Source organism: Hylemonella sp. GW821-FHT10B10, from assembly GCF_059415585.1.
The window spans coordinates 1,089,460-1,105,453 of record NZ_JBWKNN010000001.1 but is presented as its reverse complement, the minus strand read 5'-3'; the positions used below and the strand labels follow the sequence as shown (position 1 = coordinate 1,105,453).

The following is a 15,994-nucleotide window of genomic DNA, read 5'->3' as shown; positions in this document are numbered from 1 at the left end:
CGGCGGCGCCCTGACACTTGCATGGCGCTGCCCCTGTCAGCCGTGCAGAGTGCCCCAAGTGAAAAACGAGTCCGACTTCCTGCAAGCCGCGCAGGATCTTCCCGCTGAACCCACCACAGTGAACCTCCCCCTGTACCGCGCGGGCTCGCGCGTGGGCTACCAGGGCCGTGAATACACCGTGGGCCACGTGGTGATCAACCGCAGCCAGCTGCTGGTCTACCTGCAGGAACTGGGCAGTTCGGTGGACGCCGAAAAACTGCAAGTCACCCCCACGCGCCTGGTGCTGCAGCGCCACTGAGTGCACGCCGGTCAGCCCGGCACTTCAAGCCGCATCAGGCCACACAGGCCCGCGCATCTGGTGCAACGCAGCATGAAGTGCCGTGCCCACACGGCATGGGTCTCGTCCGAGACTCTTTTCACATCCTTCGACGAAATAGACATCTTCCGGGTGTATCTCCGTCTGTACACCGCGGACGCGCTGTGGCATTTTGGTGAACAGGTAAGCCTGCGATGTCCGCCGGTACCACTGAGGAGAAAGATCTCTCATGAAAAACTTGAAAATATCAGTCAAGCTCAATCTTCTCATCGCCCTGCTGTCGGTCCTGCTGATCGTCATCGGCATCATCGGCCTCAACGGCATCAGCAGCACCAATGACGCGCTCAAGACGGTTTACGAAGACCGCATGGTGCCCGTCACCCAGCTGGCCATGGTCAACCGCCAGAACCTGCGCAACCGCGTGGCGCTGGCCTACAGCGTCATGGACCCCCGCGCGGACGAGGTCAAGAAGAACCTGGACCAGATCGACGGCAACCTGGTCATCATCGACAAGCAGTGGAAAGCCTACCGGTCCACCAAGGCCACTGAAGAAGAAGAAAAGATCTCCAAGCAGTTCGAAGACGCCTACGCGCGCCTGCTGGCCGAGGGCATACGCCCCGCCATGGAAGCGGCGCGCCGCGGCGATGTCGAGGCCAACAAGCAGGCCATGCTGGACAAGGTGCGCACCCTGAACGCCCCCGTGGCCCAGGCGCTGGATGCGCTGATCAAGATCCAGGTCGACGTGGCGGAAGACGAGTTCACTTCGGCGGTCAAACGCTATGAATCCATCCGCGCCCTGTCCATCGGTTCCATCGTGGTGGGGGTGCTCATCGCCATCCTCCTCGGCCAGTCCATCATCCGTAGCATCGTCTCCGCCATCCGCGAAGCGGTGAGCTCGGCCGAAGCCGTGGCGCGCGGTGACCTGACCCACCGCATCAACGTCAACAGCAAGGATGAAGTCGGGCAACTGCTCAAGGCCCTGGCCGACATGCAGGAATCGCTGGTGCAAGTGGTGTCCCGCGTGCGCCAGGGCTCCGAATCCGTCTCCACCGCATCGGCCGAAATCGCCCAGGGCAACCAGGACCTCAGCGCCCGCACCGAAAGCCAGGCCAGCGCGCTCGAAGAAACCGCCGCGTCCATGGAAGAACTCTCTTCCACCGTCAAGCAAAACGCCGACAACGCCAAACAGGCCAATCAGCTGGCCCAGAGCGCCAGCACCGTGGCCGTGCAGGGCGGCGAGGTGGTGACCCAGGTGGTGGACACCATGAAGGGCATCAGCGAGTCCAGCAAGAAGATCGCCGACATCATCACCGTCATCGATGGCATCGCCTTCCAGACCAATATCCTGGCGCTGAACGCCGCCGTGGAAGCGGCACGCGCCGGTGAACAGGGCCGGGGTTTTGCCGTGGTGGCCAGCGAGGTGCGTAACCTGGCCAGCCGCTCGGCCGAGGCCGCCAAGGAGATCAAGACCCTGATCACCGACAGCGTGGGCCGGGTGGACCAGGGCACAGCCCAGGTGGACCAGGCCGGCAAGACCATGAACGAGGTGGTCAGCAGCATCCGCCGAGTGACCGACATCATGGGCGAGATCAGCGCGGCCAGCACCGAGCAGAGCCAAGGTGTGGCGCAGATCGGCGAAGCCGTGCAACAGATGGACCAGGCCACGCAGCAGAATGCGGCCCTGGTGGAAGAAATGGCCGCCGCCGCCAGCAGCCTGCGCGGCCAGGCCCAGGACCTGGTGCAGACCGTCGCCGTCTTCAAGTTGAACCAGAGCGAAACCAGCCCAGGTGCGCCCGCGGTCAGCAATGCCGCACCAGCCACCCGCGCCGCGAGCAAACCTGCGCCCGCTCCCGCCCGCAAAGTGGCACCGGCGCTGGCCAGCCCGCCCAAGGCTGCGCCACCCGCCCCCGTGAAGGTAGCAGCGACGCCCAAGGGCAATGATGGCGACTGGGAAAGCTTCTGAGGCGCCACCGGAGGGCGATGAAGCAGTGAGGAATTGGTCAGCCCGGAGGGGATCGAACCCCCGACCCACAGCTTAGAAGGCTGTTGCTCTATCCAACTGAGCTACGGGCTGACAAGATGAATACGGGTGGCGGGGATCATACCGCCCCGTCACGTTCGGCGCAGTGTGCCCCGCGCTCAGAGATAGCCTGAAACTTCCTGCACCGAGGTCCAGTCGATCACCTGCTCGTCCAGCACCTGCTCGCTGTTCACGCCCAGGACTGAGGCGATGGTTTCCGGGTAGGTGGCCATCAGTGCATCCAGACCCAGGTGCACCTCGTGCGCGCGAGCGCGCCAGGCGGCCAGGTGCACCACAGCCGCCAGCGGCTCTCTGCACTCGGGCACGGTCGGGTCCACGTGGTAGGCCAGCACATTCACCAGCACCGTGGGCAGGCTCCAGGCGCTGGCAAAGGCCGCGCCCACCTGGGCGTAGGAATAGCCCAACAATTTCTTCTCGGCCGCCGCGCGCTGCAGGTCGAACACCGGCACCGCCTCGTCCAGCTCGGCCATCTGCTCCGGTAGCGCGCGGTGCAGCACCAGCTCCCCCGCCGCGTGCACCAGGCCGGCCGTGAAGGCGGCCGACACCTGGGGCGTGTCCATGGCCATCCGGCGCGCCAGCTTGGCCACGTTGAGGCTGTAGCGCCAGAACTGCGGCATGTTCACCCCGCCCACCTGGCGAAAGGCGCTGGCAAAGGCAGCGGCGTAGGTCATGTCGCGCAACTCGTTCAGGCCCAGCAGGGGCAGCGCCTCGGCCACGCTGGTCACCCCGCGGCTCAGGTTGAAACGCGCCGAATTGGCAACGGCTAGCAGCCGCGCCGTCATGATCGGGTCTTCCTTGAGCTGCATGCCGATCTTGCGCAGATCGGGCTCGTCGGAATCAAGCTCACTCATCACCAGCGCGATCACGCGCGGGATGCTGGGCAGGGCCCCGGGGGACTGGATGAGTTGCAGGAGTTCCATGGCAGACGCAGTAGGCAGAAGGCGCACCGGTCACCCGGCACGCGAAGCCCGCATTATCCGCCGCAACCTGACATCGGGGCGTGCCACGGCCTGTGAACCCACCCTGCCCCGCGGCCTCTCTGCCGGCCCCTGGTACCCCCGATTCACGGCCCCGGGCACCAAAAGCCAAAATGGCGCATAATGCGCCAATCAGGAGCCCCGCCATGCCCACCTCGCCCAACGGTTTTGCCTCTGTCAAACTGCCCACCGCCCTGGTGGAACAGGCGCGCAATGCCGCGCAGCCGCTGCGCCGCTCCGTGGCCGGGCAGGTGGAATACTGGGCCACACTGGGCCGCATCGTCGAAGACAGCGGCCTGACCGCGCAAGAAGCCCAGGCCGCCATCGCCCAGTACGAAGCCACGCTGCACAGCAGCCAGCCGCGCACGGCCGCCAAGGCCACGACCAAGAAGGCCAAGCCCGCCGGCAGCCAGGCCGACGCCCTGCTCGCCCAGTTCATGAGCGTGGAAGACGACGGCAGCCTGGCCCAGCGCGTGCGCGAGGTGGTGGCCGGCAACCGCCGCAAGGCCACCAAGCTGCGCCACTGAGATGGCGCAGGCCCGCGCCAGCAGCCCTGGGCGCAGCAAGCACAAACCCGTTTTCTACCTGCTGGCCGGCCCCAACGGCGCCGGCAAGACCACCCTGTACCGCGCGCTGGTGTTGGCCGGCGTCATCCCCGCTGAAGTCGAGTTCGTCAACGCCGACCTGCAAGAGGCGGAACACCTGCAGCACATCAAGGATGCACAAGCCCGCTCCCGGGCCGCGCAGCGCTGGGCCGAAACCCGCCGCGCTGAGTTGCTGCAGGCCGGCACCTCCTTGGTCAGCGAAACCGTGTTCTCGCACGAATCCAAGCTGGAGCTGATCGCACAGGCGCAGGCCCAGGGCTTTTTCGTGATGCTGCTGGTGGTGGCGCTCGAAGACTCGCAGCAGTTGCTGGCCCGTGTGGCCCAGCGCGTGCGCGAAGGCGGTCACGCTGTGCCGCCCGAACGCATCCTCGCGCGTTACCCGCGTACCCTCACCCACCTGACCCGCGCCGTGCGCCTGGCCAACGCCGCCATCCTCTACGACACGCAGGACGTCACGCCCGGCACACACACCGCCGTGGCCCTGTGCAAAAAGGCCTGGACGCAGGAGCTGGTGCAGCCCCTGCCCGCCTGGGCGCAGCGCGTGCTGTGGGGGCGGGACTAACCTGTCCCCCCCTGCTCCGTTGGCTTCAGGCCGGCAGCAAGACGCCCGCGAAGAAGGCCGCCAGCTCCTGGCGCGCGTCCAGCGGCAGCACGTGGGCCACGTATTGGTCGGGGCGCACCACCACCATGCAGCCTTTGTCGCGGCTGATGCCACGCATGTCGAAGATATCGCCCACGCCCTTGTGGTCCACGCAGAAGGCTTTCTCATGGTCTTGCAGGCCCAGCTTGCCGGTCCTGGGCTTGAGCAGCGAGGGCATCTTCTCGTAGGCCAGCTGGTCGAAGGTCTGCTGGAACACGGCGCGCAAATCAATCACCGCGTCGATGTCTTCCCCCTTGCGCGTGTGCCTGACGACCGGGGAGTCTGCGCCGGTTTCCAGCCAGTCCGCCAGCTTGTGGATGGCCGAGACTGAATCCGTGCCATCGGCCTTGCCGGCGAAGGCGTAGATGCGCCAGCGCGCATCGGCCTCGGCCACATGGCCCAGCTGCATCTGCTTGGCGTCCGACACACGCACCACGGGCGCGGAATGGAAGCGCCGGCCGATAGTCTCGCCCGTCGCCAGCGCCTGCCAGGTCGCCGGGCCGATGAGCGCAGACGGGTCGTAGTGGACGGCCAGACCGCCCGTGAACTCCAGGTTCTGCTTGAAGTGGTGGATGATGCGCGGCTCTTCCAGCCCCTCCCGCTCGGCCTGCGTGGTGGGGGCCGACATGATGCGCGCCCATTTGTGGTCCGTCTCCACCAGGCGCTTGGCCTCGGTCAGCCGCTCGCGGGAATAGCTGCGCAGCAGGCTGGCATCGGCCCGGCCCTGGAGCACGTGCACCAGCTTCCAGCCCAGGTTGAAGGTGTCCTGCATCGAGACGTTCATGCCCTGCCCCGCCTTGGGCGAATGGGTATGGCAGGCATCCCCCGCGGTGAACACGCGCGGGTTGCGGTCCACGCCCGCGGGCACGTCGTCGAACTTGTCGGTGATGGCATGCCCGATGTCGTAGATGGACCACCAGACCACGTCCTTCACGTCGATGCTGTAGGGCTTGATGATGCGGTTGGCCGCCGCAATCATGTCGTGCTGCGTGAGCTTGCGCTGCGCGGCCTTTTCGTCGGGGCGCAGCTTGTCCATCTCCACATACATGCGGAACAGGTAGCCGCCTTCTCGCGGCAGGATCAGCAGATTGCCTTCATTGGCGGAAGAGATCAGGCACTTCTGCCGCACGTCCGGGAAATCGGTGTTGGCCAGGATGTCCATCACACCCCAGGCCTGGTGCGCGGCATCGCCCTTGAGCTCCCCACCGATCGCCTTGCGCACGGCCGAATGCGCGCCGTCGCAGCCCACCACGTAGTTGGCCCGCACGGTACGCGTCACCCCCCAGTTCAAGCCGCTGGCGTCTTTCAGCGTCACGGTGACGGGGTGGTCGTCGGTCGTGCTGTCCACCGTCAGGCCCACGATTTCCCAGCTGTAGTCCGGCTCCAGCCGCGAAGGTGAATTGCGCATGACCTCCAGGAACAGCTCATGCAGCCGCGCCTGGTTGATCAGGATGTGCGGCATCTCCGAGCTGTCGTCGGCCACGTCTTGCACCCGGCCCGCGCGCTTGATGTGAGCTGGGTTCTTGGGGTCGGGCATCCAGAAATTGGTCTGGTTAACCCAGTAGGTCTCGCGCTTGACCTTGTCGGCAAAGCCAAAGGCCTGGAACATCTCCATGGAGCGCGTGTTGATGCCATCCGCCTTGCCCTTGATGATGTTGCTGGGCATGCGCTCCACAATCATCGTCTCGATCTCCGGGAACTGCGCCAGCTGCGCCGCCAGGCACAGGCCCGCCGGGCCGGTGCCGGCAATCAGCACGTCCACCTTTTCCGGCAGCGGCTCGTTGATGCCCCGGTTACGCCGGTTCGGCGCTGCTTGCTTGACGTCGGGGTTGCCGCCCCTGAAGCCATTCTTGTAAAACTGCATCGTTATCTCCAAAGACTGAACAACAGCACCGACGGCTCGGTTTGCGTGCGGCCGGCTCAAAACGAGCCGCCGAATTCAATATTGATAAGTATGCATATTATATTGACGAACGTCAACCGGCGATCGAACGGACAAGAATGAGGGTTTACCCCGGGACGGATGCAACGAAGAATAGAAAACGCCCCCATGAGTGGGGGCGTCTAGCGCACTACGGACGCACTGATGGACAGCTTAACCGCCAGGCGATAGGAACCGGATAGACCGCAACGGCAACCGCCGCCTCGCTTGATCTGTCAGCTTGTCGTAGTGTTCATCCCAAAGATCAAAAAGCCGCTCCAATCCAATCAGCGTGACGTGACGTCGGTCCTGGGTTCTGGCTTCGTTCTCTGCATCCCTCGTAAATCCGCCAGTACAAACAAACAATCCGACGTCGTCATCCCCAAGCAACGCCATAAAGGAGCGAAGGCCATCAACAGTCACCGCCTGCTGTTGACGCTTCACCTGGACTTTGATACGCGGCAACTGTGCGCCAAGAGCATCAGGCGCCGCCAATATGTCGATACCGCCGTCCTTACCCGGCGGCGACACCCAAGTCACGTGGTACGACATGGCACGGAGCAGGTCCGCCACGAGGTATTGAAATTCGTACGGATTCATCCCGCGCAGATACTGCGAGATCTCTACCCAAGCCTGCTCTTCGGCCTCCTCAAACGTAACACTGACGGCTTTGGCTTGGGTCTCCGCCTCATTTGGTGCGCCTGGCGCGGCACCATCGAGAGTTGATGCAATCTCAGCGTCAGGCTGCGAGGCTTTCCATTCGGCATAGAGTTTGCACGCACGGCGATAAAAGGCTTCCGGATCCGTTAGCGCTGCGTGCGCCTTGCGGCCGTCATCGGTAATCGACCAAATCCCCTTGTCCTTGACGAGCCATCCAGCCTTGACGCAGTCAACGGAAGCAAATCGCACAATCTTTTCGAAGCGTCGCGAACCTGATTCGTAGGTTCCAGCCTCATAGGGTGTGAGTTTGAATCGACCAGCAAGAAGGGCCAGTGCTTCACTCGCACGCAACCCATCTGGAGCCGCCATCAGAATGGAAAACAACTCCCGGAGGAATTCGCCGGTACGCCGCCGTGTGACTTCAGCCATGACTCATCCTTTCACTAGATACCGACGCGCAACCCTGATTGTCTAGGGCTCCGCATCATCAAGGCAACAAGGGCAACCCAAGTTCCCGAAGGAACGTGTTGTGCCTTTCTTTAGCCTTCAATACCTGATTCTCCATGTCGACCAGTTGCTGATGCACCGCCGCCAGATCGACTTCTTCCTGTGCCTCCGCCGTGCTTATGTAGCGCGAGATGTTCAGGTTGAAATCGTTCTTCTCGATCTCCGCCATCTCAACCTTGCGTGAGTAGCGCGGCTCTTCGTCACGGAACTGGTAGGTCTTGATGATCTTGTCGATGTGCTTCTTGCTCAGTTGGTTCTGGCGCTTGCCCTTGTCAAAGTGCTCCGCAGCGTTAATGAACAGCACGTCGTCCGGCTTCTTGCACTTTTTCAGCACTAGGATGCACACAGGTATGCCGGTGGAATAGAACAGATTCGCGGGCAGGCCGATCACCGTGTCGACGTGCCCGTCCTTCAGCAGCTTTGTGCGGATGCGTTCTTCCGCACCGCCCCGGAAAAGCACGCCGTGCGGCAGGATGATGGCCATTACGCCTTCGTCTTTGAGGTAGTGGAAGCCGTGCAGCAGGAAGGCGAAGTCCGCAGCGGACTTGGGCGCGAGGCCATGGCTCTTGAAGCGCACATCGTCGGCCAGCGCGTCCGTCGGTTCCCAGCGGTAGCTGAAGGGCGGGTTGGCGACGATGGCGTCGAAGCTTGGCTTCTTGGCCGGGTTCTGCTCACGCATCATGTCCCACTCGTTGAGCAGCGTGTCGCCGTGGAAAATCTCAAACTCCGTATCCTTCACCCCATGCAGCAGCATGTTCATGCGAGCGAGGTTGTAGGTCGTGATGTTCTTTTCCTGGCCGAAGATTTTGCCGATGGTGCCGCCCGCCTTGGCCACCTTCTTGCGCACGTTGAGCAGCAGGGAGCCCGAGCCGCAGGCAAAGTCCAGCACGCCTTCCAGCCGCTTCTTGGTGCCGGTTTTCGGTTCCTGGCTATCCAGCGTGACGATGGCGGAAAGGATGTCGGAAATCTGCTGCGGAGTGTAGAACTCCCCCGCCTTCTTGCCGGACCCAGCGGCAAATTGACCGATCAGGTATTCATAGGCATCGCCCAGCGCGTCAATGTCCGTGGAGAACTCCGCCAGCCCTTCGGCGATCTTCTGGATGATGGCGCAGAGCTTGGCGTTCCGGTCAGCGTAGGTCTTGCCAAGCTTTGGGGAACTCAGGTCAATCTCGGAGAACAGGCCCTGGAAGGTGCTCTCGAAAGACTCCGTCTCGATGTATTTGAAGCCCGCTTGTAGCGTGTTCAGCAGCTCCGCGTTCTGGGTGCGTGCCATGTTGGCAATGCTGTTCCACAGGTGCGCGGGCTGGATGACGTAGTGCACCTTGCGGCGCATCTGCTTCTCGAAGGCGGGGATGTCATCCACGTTATTCGCATACCAGAGTGCCAGCGGCACCTTTCGGGTGTCTGTGCCCACATCTGGGTAGTCCCGTCCCAGTTCCTTTTTCGCCGCCGTCTCGTAATTGTCGGAGAGGTAGCGCAGGAAGAGGAAAGACAGCATGTAGTCGCGGAAGTCGTCCGCATCCATTGCTCCTCGCAGTTGGTCGGCGATGCTCCAGAGGGTGTTGCCGAGTTGTTTTTGATTGGCGTCGGTCATGGTTGGGGCGCTGCGGGTATTGCTGGAACTGCTGCTGCCGGCGCGTGCAGGACAAATTTGTATTTGTCCATCAGGCCATCAAAGATCTCCTCGAATAGCTTCTCATTGTCAGGCACAAGGACAGCGCTCTCATATCGGTAGACATTTTTGTGGGAGAGGAAGTTAACAATCTCCAGGACTCGCTCCTCCGGCTTAAAACCTAGCTGTTCTAAAACGTAGCCAACTCGCCCCACCCCGAGGAACGATGCAATGTTTTCGAGGACCTGCCGCAACAGGGCGAAGTGAAAAGCCTGAATCTCAGATGTCCGCGCTTCTTTCAACATTTGCAGCAAGTGAAGGTGATAGAGGAATACTTCCTTATCGTGACTCTTGAGACTCAGTTGATCACCGTTCAAAGATAGGATCCAAGCCTTGGTTGCTTTGCTGTAGGTTCCAGCCTTCTCTCCTTTCTTAAGCCAATCAAAAAGTATTGAGAATAGCCCGATGTGGTGGGTGGTGATGATTAGCTTTCGTTTCGCGAAGTGCTTATCGATCAAGTCGAGGATTGTTGCGGCCGTGATGAAGATGTTGTGGTCGTCTAAACTTGATACTGGATCATCGATAAAAAAATGCTGATCTTGCGTATCCGCCCATCCTTCTGCCTCAAATAGTGCGAGAAAAAAGCACCACACGAATATTCGCTCTTCACCTCGTGAAATCTTGATCGGCTTCGCCTCATCCCCTTGAATGTAGAAGGTGATGTATTCGATCCCCTTTTCAGGGTCAGCATACGGGTTGAAAAAGAAATCGTATTTTGGTTTGTAGGGTTCCAACTTCTTGCGAATATCAGGTTCTTTGATGTCCCCATGAAAGCGATTTAGACTGCTTTCAGTTACAAGCAGACGAATGCTCGCTTCGCCATTTGCAGTGTCGTTGTCCCAAACAAAGATGTCTTCGCTGTATGCGTTGTAATAAACACCCGCGTGTTTCCCATCTTGGCCTTTCGTGGCGTCCTTGTAAGCGACGGAAAGCCGTGTTTTACCTGTGGCGTTGAAGGCATAGATCAGAAGAATATTCTCTTTGGCGCCCTTGATCTGCTCGGCGATTTCTTGGTGGGTCATGAATCGTTCTCCAGGGATGGGAATAGCTGCTGCATCAGCCCTTTTTTGTGGGTCTTGAGGGTTTCGAGCTTTTGGGTCTCCGAGGTGATCAGGGCGTCGAGACTGCTCAAGCACGAGGCGATGCGTTGTTGTTCCTGCAATGTGGTGGGAACGGAGACGGTGACTTCGCCAATCTTTGTGGGCGATGTATGGCGCACCTTCGCGCCGGACGCGGTGGCATGAATCGATTTCCGAATGGGATGAGTGTTGAATACATGGAAGAAGAACTCGTTTTCCCAGGCGACTCCGGGCTTCATCGTTACAAGCCCGAGTCGCTGGTTGTGCAGGAACTTGTCGGTCTCCGGGACGAGAATGGGACTACCGAGCAAACCGGCTGCCTGCTCGGTCATCGCTACGAGCAAGTCTCCGCTATTGAGCACATAGTCGCGGGGAATATCGCCAATGTAGTATTTTTGTTTCTCAGCTTGGTCGCGGTAGCCTCCTTGCTCGAAGAAGTTACCGGGAGTGAGCAGCACATAATCGCCTTCGTTGCTGAAGAACTCTCCCTCAAAGGCGTAGCCATGTTTGATGTTGCAGAGTTCGGAGAAAGGCTTCTTCTCCCATTCCCCGGCAGTTTTGAATTCAGGAAAGCGGAGGCGGGGTTGGGTTTCGCCTTCGCGGGGGAAAAGCTGCTGCATCAGCCCCTTTTTATGGGTCTTGAGCGCGTCCACTTTCCGCGCTTGCGCGGCGATCAGCTCGTCCACTGAACTCAGGCACTCGGCGATTTTTTGTTGTTCGGCAGGGCTTGGAGTGGGGATTTCGACGCCAAAGAAATTTTCTTTGCTGATGTTCAGCAAGCCATTGCTACGAGCGCCGCTCGTGATGTGCTTCTTGAGCTGCTTGCCGTGCATGTTCTGCTCGAAGCAGTTCTGAAAGAACACATTCGAGTAGCCGTCCTTGAGCCGGAAGCAGATGAAGACATTAGGCGCGGCGACTCGGCCCCAGCCCCGCAACTGGTAAACACAGCCTTGCGGGAACTTGAGCGAGTTGCCTTTGTTGTAAACGAAGTCGCCGTCTTTGACCAAGGTGTAGAGCTGATACTGGTTGCCGGAAATGTCCCGCCCGAACTTCTCGGCCTGTGGAACAAAGCCAATGCCAGCGGAGATGCTTACAGGCGTCAGTTTCCTTGCCCCGACGCGCTCTGTTACTGGCGTAGATGCTTGTTGGAGCGTTACGGGCTTCCATGCCTCCGCCCCTCGAAACTCCGGAAACCTCAGCTTCGGCAACAGCGCAGGCCCTGCCCCTTCCGTCGTATCAGTGGCTTTCCTGTTATTGCTCATACGCACTGAGTCCTGAAATGTCACGGCCACCGGCGCGTTTGGTAAGGAGGGGGTGGAGGTCTTTCATCAGGGCGAGTTCAACCTGGCTTCGGGCCTTCCAGCCGAGGTCCAGCGGGGCCATCAGGTCGCTGAGCTGCTCGCCATCGAAAATCAAACGGTCGAGGATGCCGTCCACGAAGGCTTGCAGGGCAGGAGTGGCGAGGCCGTGCTTAGCGGCAATATCGGCGAGTTCCTTGGCGTTCTTTTCGACCTTAAAGCGGGTGTAGCCGTCGCGGATGGCGGCCTCAGAGAGGCCCTCGCCCGCCTTGAGCGTGCCGATGTATTCGGCAATGTCGTCGCGCTCGTTCATGAACTTGGCATCGGCGCTGACGAGGCCAATGAGTTCCTCGCGGGTCATCTTGGTCTTGCCCGGCGCCTTGGCCGAGAACTTGGCGATGAGGCCCATGATGTAGTCGTAGTCGATGACGGCGGAGGCGAAGAGGACGAACTCGAAGTCGAGCTGGTCTACGGGGTCGTCTGAACCGGGCCCGTCACCATTCTTGCCGTCCTTGCCCTGCTGCGATCTGAGCCGTTTGGCGGTTTCCAGATACTGGCCTTTGAAACCTCGCAGGTTTTCATCGGGAAGCACCTGCTCGATGGCGGCCTTGTTTTCCACCGTGAGATCGGTGTATTGATCCAACTGGGTCTTGAGCCGCTGAACTTCCTTGAAGTGGGTAATGAAGGCGGCGCGGGCGGCGTCGCCCTTCAGGTTAACCACGGCGGAGGGCGTGCAGGCCAGGCCCTGGGACTTCATGAAGTTGTCCAGCTTCTGCACGGCTGACTCCAGCTTCTGGATGACCACCGGCGCCTTGTCCACCAGCCAAATTTCCCGCGCCTGCTCGCCAGTTTTCTCGCCGGAGAAAAGAGCGATGGCAACGTCGACGGAATCTTGTTGCTGGCGGAAGTCGAGGATGTTGCCGTAAGGCTTGGTGCCGTTGAGCACGCGGTTGGTGCGCGAGAAGGCCTGGATCAAGCCGTGGTGCTTGAGGTTCTTGTCCACGTAGAGCGTGTTCAGGAACTTGGAATCAAAGCCAGTGAGCAGCATGTCCACCACGATGGTGATGTCGATCTTCTGCGCGGCCGGGTAATCGCTATTGGGCCACTGCTGATCCTTGATGCGCTTTTGCACATCCTGGTAGTAGAGGTCGAACTCGCTCAAGCGGTGGTTTGTACCGTAGCGGGCGTTGTAGTCGGCAACGATGGATTCAAGCGCCTGCTTCTTCTTCTCCGGCTCCACCTTGTTGTCCTCCTGCTCCTGCAGAAGGTCGCCGGACAGCTGGTTGATGTCCTTCTTGGCCGCCTCGTTTTCCGCGAGCTCGGCGGGCGGCGAGAAGACGCAGGCGATGTTCAGCGGCTTGAAGTCAGGGTCGGCGGCCTGTTTGTCCGCCTGCATGGTCTTGAACAGCGTGTGGTATTCGATGGCGTCGTTGATGGACGCGGTGGCCAGGATGGCGTTGAAGCGGCGCCCACCCGTGGCGGCGTCGTGCTTCGACAGAATTTCGCTGACGATGGCCGGTTTAGGAAAAGGAGGTTTTGGTGCATCGTCTTTAGGCGCCCCCTTGCCAACTCCCTTCGACTCTTCCTTGCTGTTGGGCTTCGGCTTGAAGTAGTCGATGTGAAAACGCAGGACATTTCCGTCTTCGATGGCGTTGGTGATGGTGTAGGCATGAAGCCGCTTTTGGAACAGGTCCGCCGTGGTTCGCATAGAGGCCTGGGTGTCCTCGATCTTCTGCAAGGAGGCATTGGCCTCGAAGATAGGCGTACCGGTGAAGCCAAAGAGCTGCGACTTGGGGAAGAAGGATTTGATTGCCTTGTGGTTGTCACCAAACTGCGAACGGTGGCATTCGTCAAAGATGAAGACGATGCGTTTTTCCTTCAGCGCTTCGAGCTGTTCCTTGTAGGTGGCCTGGCCGTTCTTGGTGCGCTGCTTGTTGCGCGTGCTGTTTTCGTCCAGCGCGAGGCCCAGCTTCTGGATGGTGGTGACGATGACCTTGTCGGAATAGTCCTCTGACAGCAAGCGTCGCACCAGGGCCGCAGTGTTGGTGTTCTCTTCGACGCAGCCTTCCTGGAACCGATTGAATTCCTCCCGCGTCTGGCGGTCGAGGTCTTTGCGGTCTACAACGAACACACACTTGTGGATGTGGTCGTTTTCCTTCAGCAGCGTGGAGGCTTTGAAGGAGGTGAGCGTCTTGCCGCTGCCCGTGGTGTGCCAGATGTAGCCATTGCCGTTGTCTTCATCGATGCACTTAACGATGTGCTGCACGGCATAGACCTGGTAGGGCCGCATGATCATGAGTTTTTGCTCACCGGCGAGCAACACCATGTAGCGGCTGATGGTCTGGCCGAGGTCGCACTTTTTCAGAAAGCGCTCGGCGAATTCGTCGAGGTGGGTGATTTTTTCGTTCGCTTCGTTCGCGAACTCATAGATAGGCAGAAAGCGCTCGTCAGCATTGAATGCGAAGTGGCGGGCGTTGTTATTGGCGAAGTAGTAAGTACGGTCGCGGTTGCTGACGATGAAGAGCTGCATGAAACAGAGCAGCGTCTTGGTGTAGCCGTTGCCGGGGTCGTGCTTGTATTCGACAATCTGCTCCATGGCCCGGCGTGGATTCACGCCGAGGGTCTTCAGCTCGATCTGCACACAGGGCACGCCGTTGATGAGCAAGATGACGTCGTAGCGGTGGTGGCTATAGTCGGTGTTGATGCGCAGCTGGTGGATGACCTCGAAGTGGTTCTTGCACCAGTCCTTGATGTTCACCAGCGTGTAGTTCAGCGGCGTGCCGTCATCGCGGGTGAAGGCATTGATGCCGCGCAGTGTCTTGGCCGCAGTGTAGGCATCGGGGGTGACGATTTCATCCAACAGCTTGGCGAACTCCGCTTCGGTCAGCTTGACTCGGTTGAGGGCCTCGAACTTCTCGCGGAAATTCGCTTCCAGGGCTGCGCGATCGCGGATATCAGGCCTGTAGACGTATTTGAGCTCATCCAGCTTGGCGATAAGCGCTAGTTCAATCTGGCTTTCAGCGGTGGTCATCAATAAACCCTCTCTCCCGTGACGTATTCTATGAGGCACCACTACGGGGAAAAGAAAAACGCCGCCAGTGTTTCCACTAGCGGCGTTTGTCATTTATCGATTGGTCGGTGTGAAAGGATTCGAACCTTCGACCCCTTGCACCCCATGCAAGTGCGCTACCAGGCTGCGCCACACACCGATCGAGCCTTGAATTATACCCGGAGAAAACGTCGTTTCCCGGGTGGGCCGATCAGAAGCTGCCGGCGAGCAGGTCGCGGATTTCGGTGAGTTCGCGTTTGACCAGGTGCAGCTTGTCGATGGTGGCGGGCAAGTCGTCTTCCACCAGCTGGCTCTCGCTGAAGTCGTCCAGGTCGGACGGTTCGTTCATCTCCAGCACTTCCACCCCGTCTAGCATGACCTCACCGGCGCGCTTCTTGTCGCGCTCGGCGGACAGGATCTCCTGCATTTTGTTGCGGGCGCCGCTGATGGTGAAACCCTGGTCGTAGAGCAGGTCGCGGATGCGGCGGATCATCAGCACCTCGTGGTGCTGGTAATAGCGGCGGTTGCCGCGCCGCTTCATGGGCCGCAGCTGGGTGAACTCCTGCTCCCAATACCGTAGCACGTGAGGCTTGACGCCACACAGGTCGCCGACCTCACCGATGGTGAAGTAGCGTTTCGCGGGGATGGGAGGGAGCGCATTCTCCATTGAAATCAATGTGATACGAGGGAAAGCTTCTAGGTTACTCTAAGTCAGGGGTGGATGCAAAGCCTGTTTGCACGGAATCTCGAAAAGCCGGGTTTTTCCCGGGATCGGGGTGACGGGCAGCCACAGACCGGGCCCCGAAATGGGGCCGGATGGCCGAGAAACGGCCTGAAAAGGGATGGGAATGCACCGGCCTGCGGCGGGCCGGGCGGGGAGATCAGGCGGCGATGCGAGAAGCCGGGCGACCGCCCTCTTCCTGGATCTGTTCTTTGAGCTTGTGGCTGGCGTGGAAGGTGACCACACGGCGCGCTTCGATGGGGATGGCCTCGCCGGTGCGCGGGTTGCGGCCGGGGCGCGGGGCCTTGGTGCGGATCTGGAAGTTGCCGAAGCCCGAGATCTTCACGTCGTTGCCGTTGACCAGGCTGTCGGCGATCAGGTCGAAGAAGGCGTCGATCATGTCCTTGGACTCGCGCTTGTTCAGCCCGATCTGCTCAAACAGCAGTTCAGCCAGCTGCGCCTTGGTCAGCGCGGGGGTTTCCAGACTTTCGACCGTGATTTCCATGAT

At 60.4% G+C, this 15,994-nt stretch carries 13 protein-coding genes and 2 tRNA genes; 4 read left to right on the top strand and 11 right to left on the bottom strand.

From position 1 onward, the window contains the following. The first annotated feature begins 58 nt into the window (after positions 1-58). A complete protein-coding gene (locus AC07NT_RS05420; protein ID WP_498597461.1) occupies positions 59-298 on the top strand; it encodes a hypothetical protein in 240 nt (79 codons plus the stop codon). A 247-nt stretch (positions 299-545) separates the two neighbouring features. Continuing rightward, the gene (locus AC07NT_RS05415; RefSeq protein WP_498597462.1) at positions 546-2,279 is read left to right on the top strand and encodes a methyl-accepting chemotaxis protein; all 1,734 of its coding nucleotides are present in this window, start codon (positions 546-548) and stop codon (positions 2,277-2,279) included. Positions 2,280-2,313: 34 nt separating this feature from the next. Here the strand turns inward: AC07NT_RS05415 and AC07NT_RS05410 are convergent. Together AC07NT_RS05410 and AC07NT_RS05405 are read right to left on the bottom strand one after the other, a co-directional pair. Further along, positions 2,314-2,390: transfer RNA gene (locus AC07NT_RS05410), tRNA-Arg, on the bottom strand. 65 nt (positions 2,391-2,455) lie between these two features. Beyond that, complete coding sequence (locus tag AC07NT_RS05405) at positions 2,456-3,277, bottom strand: HDOD domain-containing protein (protein WP_498597463.1); 822 nt, start codon at positions 3,275-3,277, stop codon at positions 2,456-2,458. A gap of 203 nt (positions 3,278-3,480) precedes the next feature. Between AC07NT_RS05405 and AC07NT_RS05400 the strand changes: the two genes are divergently transcribed. Both AC07NT_RS05400 and AC07NT_RS05395 read left to right on the top strand, forming a co-directional pair. After that, entirely contained in the window at positions 3,481-3,861 is a 381-nt protein-coding gene (locus AC07NT_RS05400) for a TA system antitoxin ParD family protein (protein ID WP_498597464.1), read from the top strand. Between the two features lies 1 nt (position 3,862). Then, the gene (locus AC07NT_RS05395; protein WP_498597465.1) at positions 3,863-4,501 is read left to right on the top strand and encodes an ATPase; all 639 of its coding nucleotides are present in this window, start codon (positions 3,863-3,865) and stop codon (positions 4,499-4,501) included. A gap of 25 nt (positions 4,502-4,526) precedes the next feature. Here the strand turns inward: AC07NT_RS05395 and AC07NT_RS05390 are convergent, their stop codons facing one another. From AC07NT_RS05390 to AC07NT_RS05350, 9 genes are all read right to left on the bottom strand, one after another. Further along, a complete protein-coding gene (locus tag AC07NT_RS05390; RefSeq protein ID WP_498597466.1) occupies positions 4,527-6,443 on the bottom strand; it encodes an FAD-dependent monooxygenase in 1,917 nt (638 codons plus the stop codon). A 231-nt stretch (positions 6,444-6,674) separates the two neighbouring features. Continuing rightward, positions 6,675-7,589: a restriction endonuclease gene (locus AC07NT_RS05385; protein WP_498597467.1), complete on the bottom strand. Its 915-nt coding sequence runs from the start codon at positions 7,587-7,589 to the stop codon at positions 6,675-6,677. Between the two features lie 58 nt (positions 7,590-7,647). Then, positions 7,648-9,261, bottom strand: a complete 1,614-nt coding sequence (locus tag AC07NT_RS05380) for a type I restriction-modification system subunit M (RefSeq protein WP_498597468.1) — start codon at positions 9,259-9,261, stop codon at positions 7,648-7,650. Further along, the gene (locus tag AC07NT_RS05375; protein ID WP_498597469.1) at positions 9,258-10,361 is read right to left on the bottom strand and encodes an AAA family ATPase; all 1,104 of its coding nucleotides are present in this window, start codon (positions 10,359-10,361) and stop codon (positions 9,258-9,260) included. Before AC07NT_RS05375 ends, AC07NT_RS05380 begins: the two co-directional genes overlap by 4 nt. Next, positions 10,358-11,680 carry a restriction endonuclease subunit S gene (locus tag AC07NT_RS05370; protein ID WP_498597470.1) on the bottom strand — a complete coding sequence of 441 codons (1,323 nt, stop codon included), beginning with the start codon at positions 11,678-11,680 and terminating at the stop codon, positions 10,358-10,360. The genes AC07NT_RS05375 and AC07NT_RS05370 overlap by 4 nt, the downstream gene beginning before the upstream one ends. Further along, complete coding sequence (locus AC07NT_RS05365) at positions 11,670-14,747, bottom strand: type I restriction endonuclease subunit R (protein ID WP_498597471.1); 3,078 nt, start codon at positions 14,745-14,747, stop codon at positions 11,670-11,672. The genes AC07NT_RS05370 and AC07NT_RS05365 overlap by 11 nt, the downstream gene beginning before the upstream one ends. Before the next feature lie 101 nt (positions 14,748-14,848). Beyond that, positions 14,849-14,925, bottom strand: a tRNA-Pro gene (locus tag AC07NT_RS05360). Between the two features lie 51 nt (positions 14,926-14,976). Beyond that, positions 14,977-15,432 carry a MerR family transcriptional regulator gene (locus tag AC07NT_RS05355; RefSeq protein WP_498597472.1) on the bottom strand — a complete coding sequence of 152 codons (456 nt, stop codon included), beginning with the start codon at positions 15,430-15,432 and terminating at the stop codon, positions 14,977-14,979. Positions 15,433-15,646: 214 nt separating this feature from the next. Next, positions 15,647-15,991, bottom strand: a complete 345-nt coding sequence (locus AC07NT_RS05350) for an integration host factor subunit alpha (protein WP_460487978.1) — start codon at positions 15,989-15,991, stop codon at positions 15,647-15,649. Positions 15,992-15,994 lie beyond the last annotated feature (3 nt).

Coding starts and splice junctions, on each gene's coding strand:
- AC07NT_RS05415 (WP_498597462.1), top strand. CDS start 546: ATGAAAAACTTGAAAATATCAGTCAAGCTCAATCTTCTCATCGCCCTG.
- AC07NT_RS05405 (WP_498597463.1), bottom strand. CDS start 3,277: ATGGAACTCCTGCAACTCATCCAGTCCCCCGGGGCCCTGCCCAGCATC.
- AC07NT_RS05400 (WP_498597464.1), top strand. CDS start 3,481: ATGCCCACCTCGCCCAACGGTTTTGCCTCTGTCAAACTGCCCACCGCC.
- AC07NT_RS05395 (WP_498597465.1), top strand. CDS start 3,863: ATGGCGCAGGCCCGCGCCAGCAGCCCTGGGCGCAGCAAGCACAAACCC.
- AC07NT_RS05390 (WP_498597466.1), bottom strand. CDS start 6,443: ATGCAGTTTTACAAGAATGGCTTCAGGGGCGGCAACCCCGACGTCAAG.
- AC07NT_RS05385 (WP_498597467.1), bottom strand. CDS start 7,589: ATGGCTGAAGTCACACGGCGGCGTACCGGCGAATTCCTCCGGGAGTTG.
- AC07NT_RS05380 (WP_498597468.1), bottom strand. CDS start 9,261: ATGACCGACGCCAATCAAAAACAACTCGGCAACACCCTCTGGAGCATC.
- AC07NT_RS05375 (WP_498597469.1), bottom strand. CDS start 10,361: ATGACCCACCAAGAAATCGCCGAGCAGATCAAGGGCGCCAAAGAGAAT.
- AC07NT_RS05370 (WP_498597470.1), bottom strand. CDS start 11,680: ATGAGCAATAACAGGAAAGCCACTGATACGACGGAAGGGGCAGGGCCT.
- AC07NT_RS05365 (WP_498597471.1), bottom strand. CDS start 14,747: ATGACCACCGCTGAAAGCCAGATTGAACTAGCGCTTATCGCCAAGCTG.
- AC07NT_RS05355 (WP_498597472.1), bottom strand. CDS start 15,432: ATGGAGAATGCGCTCCCTCCCATCCCCGCGAAACGCTACTTCACCATC.
- AC07NT_RS05350 (WP_460487978.1), bottom strand. CDS start 15,991: ATGGAAATCACGGTCGAAAGTCTGGAAACCCCCGCGCTGACCAAGGCG.